At 74.0% G+C, this 3,398-nt stretch carries 4 protein-coding genes; all 4 read left to right on the forward strand.

Annotation, left to right across the window (positions count from 1 at the left end):
- On the forward strand, window positions 1-326 hold a 326-nt coding region (locus ACFFNX_RS45550), incomplete at its 5' end, for an ATP-binding cassette domain-containing protein (protein WP_378212548.1).
- The gene (locus ACFFNX_RS45555) at window positions 323-1,558 is read left to right on the forward strand and encodes an ABC transporter permease (RefSeq protein ID WP_378212549.1); all 1,236 of its coding nucleotides are present in this window, start codon (window positions 323-325) and stop codon (window positions 1,556-1,558) included. The genes ACFFNX_RS45550 and ACFFNX_RS45555, both read left to right, overlap by 4 nt.
- 24 nt (window positions 1,559-1,582) lie before the next feature.
- Complete coding sequence (locus ACFFNX_RS45560; protein ID WP_378212550.1) at window positions 1,583-2,125, forward strand: hypothetical protein; 543 nt, start codon at window positions 1,583-1,585, stop codon at window positions 2,123-2,125.
- Window positions 2,126-2,254: 129 nt separating this feature from the next.
- A partial coding sequence (locus ACFFNX_RS45565; RefSeq protein ID WP_378212552.1) for a hypothetical protein occupies window positions 2,255-3,398 on the forward strand: 1,144 nt, incomplete at its 3' end.

The following is a 3,398-nucleotide window of genomic DNA, read 5'->3' on the forward strand; positions in this document are numbered from 1 at the left end:
GCCCGATGGCCCTGGAGGCGCTCGGCCGGGTCGGGCTCGGGCACCGCGCGGACCACCGGCCGCACCAGCTGTCGGGCGGCGAACGCCAGCGGGTCGCCATCGCGCGGGCCGTGGTCAACGACCCCGCCCTGGTCCTGGCCGACGAGCCGACCGGCGCCCTGGACACCGCCAGCGGCCAGGCCGTCCTCGACCTGCTGCTCGGCCTGGGCGAGGAGGGCACCACCATCGCGGTCATCACGCACGACCGCGACATCGCGGTCCGGCTCCCACGGCAGGTCGTGCTCCGCGACGGGCGCGTCGTCGCCGACACCCGGAGCACGCCATGACCACGAACGCGCGGCACGGCCGCGGCATCGCGACCGGCACCGAGCCCGTACGGCTCGCGCCCGGTGACATGCTGCGCCTCGGCCTGCTGGGGCTCAGCACGCGTAAGCTCCGCGCCGCCCTCTCGGCGCTCGGTATCGCCATCGGCGTCGCCACCATGATCGTCGTTACGGGCATCCCGGCCTCCAGCCAGGCGGAGCTGCTCAAGCGGCTCACCGCGCTCGGCACCGACACCCTGCGGGCCGAACCGGTCGCGCAGCAGGACACGCCGGTCGAGCTGCCCAAGGACGCCGTCGCCATGGCCGAGCGCATCGGCCCGGTGACCGGAGCCGCCGCGGTGGCCAACACCCACGCGCTCGTCCGGCGTTCGGACCGGATCGATCCGGAGGACGGGTCCGGTCTCACCGTGCTCGCGAGCACCACGAACCTGCTCGCCGAGATCAACGGGACGGTGCGGTCCGGCCGGTTCCTCGGCGCCTCCACCGAGAACTTCCCGACCGTCGTCCTCGGCTACGTCGCGGCCACCCGGCTGGGCATCGGCCAGGTGGTGCCGGGCCGCCCGGCTCCGCAGGTCTACATCGGCGACCGCTGGTTCACCGTGATCGGCGTTCTCGACCCCCTGCCCCAGGCCCCGGACATCGAACGCTCCGTGCTCGTGGGCTGGGGCGCCGCCGCCGACCAGCTCGGCTTCGACGGCCATCCCACCGTGGTCTATGTGAAGGCGCGGGAGGACGCGATCGAGGACGTCCGCGCGGTCCTGCCCGCGACGCTCTACCCGCAGGCGGCCGGGCTGGTCGAGGTCGGCCGCCCCTCCGACGCGCTCGCCGCCAAGCGGGCGAGTCAGAGCACCTTCTCGGCGCTCTTCCTGGGGCTGGCCGGGATCGCCCTCCTCGTCGGCGGGGTGGGGGTGGCCAACACGATGTTCATCTCGGTGCTCGAACGCCGCCGCGAGATCGGCCTGCGGCGGGCGCTCGGCGCCACCCGCGGCCAGATCCTCACCCAGTTCCTGACCGAGTCGGTCGCGCTCGCCGGGCTCGGCGGCCTGGCCGGAACCGCACTCGGCGTCCTGGCGACGCTCGGCTACGCGACCTGGGAGCACTGGCCCCCGGTCATCGCACCGGCCACCGCGGCCGGCGGCCTCGCCGGGGCGGTCCTCGTCGGAGCGCTCGCCGGCATCCATCCCTCGGTCGGGGCCGCGCGCCTCACTCCCACCCAGGCCCTGGCCACGCCATGAAACCAACGCTGAAAGGTGAATCCCATGCGCGTCAACGTACGGATGGTGTTCCTCGGCGCGGTCGTCGCCGTGAGCGCCGCCTGCTCGTCCCACGAGGCCGCGCCCCCGAAGGTCGCGTCGCTGTCGAGCCCGGCCGGCGCGTCGGCGTCCGCCTCGCCGGACGGCAGGCCCCGGTACCGCCTGGACATGACCGAGGCGGAGCGTACGGCCCTGCAGGCGCCGTACCTGAAGTGCATGTCGCGGCACGGGGTGCCGGTGACACGGATCCGCGGCGGCGATGCGCCGCGCCCGTCCGGCGACACCGTGGACAAGGCGAACCGGGCGTGTGAGAACCTGCTCCCGCTGCCGCCGTGGGAGGAGGACGCCGAGAACCCGCAGGCGGCCGACTTCCAGCTCAAGGTCGTCGCCTGTCTGCGCAAGAAGGGCGTCCGGTACGTCGAGCTCTCCAGGGACACGTCGTCCGGGGTCGTGGGGCCGGTCCTCGGCGGGCAGCACAACGACCAGGACTCCATCAAGAAGGGCATGGCCCTCATCCCGGAATGCGAGCGGGAGGTGGCCGGGCACTGAGGATCAAGCCGGGCGCACTCAACCAACTGTAAAAGTCGGATACTGACTTGAACAGTGTGGGGAGTGGCCATGTGGCGGAGGGCGAGTCCAAGCGGGCGAGGCCGCCGTGCCGCGTGCGTGGAGGCCGGTGTGGCGGTCCTCCACGAGGACCGGACCCTGTGGATGCTGACGCCGGGCACCGGCATGCGCGCCACGCCGCCGCTCGGCCGGCTCGCGCCCTCCGGCCGCTTCCAGCCGTTCACCCCGGCCGACGGCGAACGTGCGGCCCTCAGCCGGGCGTACGCGCAGGCGCGAAAAGTGTTCGGGCTCCCCGCGACCTACCGCTTCACCGCGTCCCACGCGGACGCGATGGAGCGGCTGGCCGCACTGGCGTCGAACGGTGGTTCCCGGCGCGTGGACTGGCCCGCCCTCGCACGGCAGGTGAACGGATCCTTCCTGGCGCGCGGCGGTGACCTGCCGAAGCTGCTCTCGGCCGCGAGACTCACCCGGGACGTCCACGGCAGGGACTTCACGATCGGACAGCTCGGCACGGTCAGCCGGCTGGCCGATGCCGTACGCGCGGACACGACGGCGAACGTCCTGTCGCGTACGGGCCGGCCGCCGGGGAACGAGGTCCGGCTCGACGACCTGTACGCGGTGATCCGGACGTTCCCCGGCGTCGACGCCGGAAGCGACCTCACCCCCGACGACGCACGCACCCTGGCCGGGCTCATGCCGCGCTCGGGCACGGCCGAAGTCGGCGCGCTGCGTGAGGCCTGGGCCGCCGAGGCGCGGGCGCTTCACGACGACGCCACCGTGGCGCTGAACCAGGCGATGCTGGCGGTGACCGGCCTGGAACCCGCGCTCACGGTTCTCGACCCGGACACCGCGGCCCGTCATCTCACCGACCTCGACACACGGCTCGCCCGCCTGAGCGGGATCGTCGAAGGTTCCTGGCGGCCCGACTCCCACGAGCGGGTTGAGGCCGCGCGGACCGCGCGCGATGAGATCGAGGCCGGCCTCAACGCGGTCTACACCGAGGCGGTCGCCTCGCTGGACCGCCGGATCGGCGAGCGTTTGGCGGTCTTCGACACGGAGGAGCCCGGCGGGTCGGCGGCGCTCCGCGAACGGTTCGAGACCGTGGACCGCACCGGGGGCGCCGCGGCCGTCGACGACCTGCTGGCGATCGACGCCGAGGCCGGAACGCCCGTTGCTCCCGCCACCGCTGGGAGCGACCGGCCCCGGAGGGCCCGGCGGCTCCCCGGACGGGTGCGGTTCGAGGCGGCCCGGGACG

It is taken from the genome of Actinoallomurus acaciae, from assembly GCF_042429965.1.
Lineage (GTDB): Bacteria > Actinomycetota > Actinomycetes > Streptosporangiales > Streptosporangiaceae > Actinoallomurus > Actinoallomurus acaciae.